This window comes from Luedemannella helvata (assembly GCF_039528415.1).
Taxonomy (GTDB): Bacteria; Actinomycetota; Actinomycetes; order Mycobacteriales; family Micromonosporaceae; genus Luedemannella; species Luedemannella helvata.
Map to the genome: position 1 here is coordinate 1 of NZ_BAAALS010000097.1, position 1,019 is coordinate 1,019.

The 1,019-nt window shown below is 66.9% G+C and carries 3 protein-coding genes; all 3 read right to left on the minus strand.

Annotated elements, in window-relative coordinates; all coding sequences use genetic code 11:
• Window positions 1-19: 19 nt before the first annotated feature.
• Window positions 20-217: a hypothetical protein gene (locus tag ABD191_RS28880; RefSeq protein WP_344089096.1), complete on the minus strand. Its 198-nt coding sequence runs from the start codon at window positions 215-217 to the stop codon at window positions 20-22.
• A 221-nt stretch (window positions 218-438) separates the two neighbouring features.
• On the minus strand, window positions 439-780 hold the full coding sequence (locus tag ABD191_RS28885; protein WP_030900993.1) for a hypothetical protein: 342 nt from the start codon (window positions 778-780) through the stop codon (window positions 439-441).
• A gap of 2 nt (window positions 781-782) precedes the next feature.
• A partial coding sequence (locus ABD191_RS28890; protein ID WP_344089100.1) for a hypothetical protein occupies window positions 783-1,019 on the minus strand: 237 nt, incomplete at its 5' end.

A 1,019-nucleotide genomic window follows, 5' to 3' on the forward strand; every position in this document is an offset into this window, starting at 1 on the left:
TCAGGCCACCCCCGTCCGGTTAGGCGATGCGGCCGTCCGCGATTGCCTGGGCGCGCTCGCGCCTGCGGGCACGGGCGGCCTCGAGGCGGATGACCCGGTCCTCGCGCTTGGCCTCGTCGGCCTGTTTGCCGGCGGCCCACCAGCGCGGGTACGGCTTGGGCACCTTCGGCAGGTTGGCCTTCTTGTCGACGTTGCTGGCGACGATGTGCCAGTCCACGTTCTGGAGCATGTCGAAGATGTCGGCAAGGAGGACTGCCTCGGCCGTCGGCTCAGCGCGTCCTTGGTTAAGGGCGGTCCGGAGCCGCGACGTAGGTGGCAAACCCTGCACGAGAGATCCCAGCTCGCGCCATGTGAGCTCGCCGGTGTAAAGGTGCTTGAGGCGGACGCCGGGGTAGGTTGCCGGAAGGTCTGCCTCGAGGGCTCGGCCGTGCCTCCGGATCAGTTCCCGGAGGCCTCGGATTCCCCCGGCTTAAGACCGCAGTGCTTCTGGTAGGCCGTGAAGAGGGCCTTCATCTTGTACTGGGGCAGCTTGATCTTTCGGAACTCCGGCCACTGCTCACCGAGGGAGATCTCGAAGATTCCGATCATGGCCTTGACCTGGCCCCCTTCGGCGGCCTCTACAAGATCCCAGATGTCCAGGCCCTCGAGGTGTTCGAAGGTCCAGCGCCGGCCGTTGAAGTGGATCCGGAAGGGCCGGAGTTCCACCTCGGATTCGACGGCGTCGAGGTTGAAGTCGAACGGCTGGTCGTCGGCCGGCTTGGTCGCGGTTCGGGTGGCCATGGCTACTCGCTTTCGGGTCGCGGTTCGGGGCGGATGACCTGCACGGTGGCGGCCATCAGGGTCAGGCTGACGGTGCTGACGCCGTCGGGGTTGAGGCCGATCTCCATGGGCTGGGTGGCGACGAGCCAGGGGAAGTGTTCGCCGTCGATGAGGATGTTGCTGCCGTGGATGACGATCTCTCCGGCCAACTGCGGCTCGGGGGACTGCTGGCGGTCGGCCGCTTCCTCTGCGGCCAGAGC

Bases quoted from the DNA above. Each gene is read 5' to 3' on its own strand.
- ABD191_RS28885 (WP_030900993.1), bottom strand. From the start codon at position 780: ATGGCCACCCGAACCGCGACCAAGCCGGCCGACGACCAGCCGTTCGAC.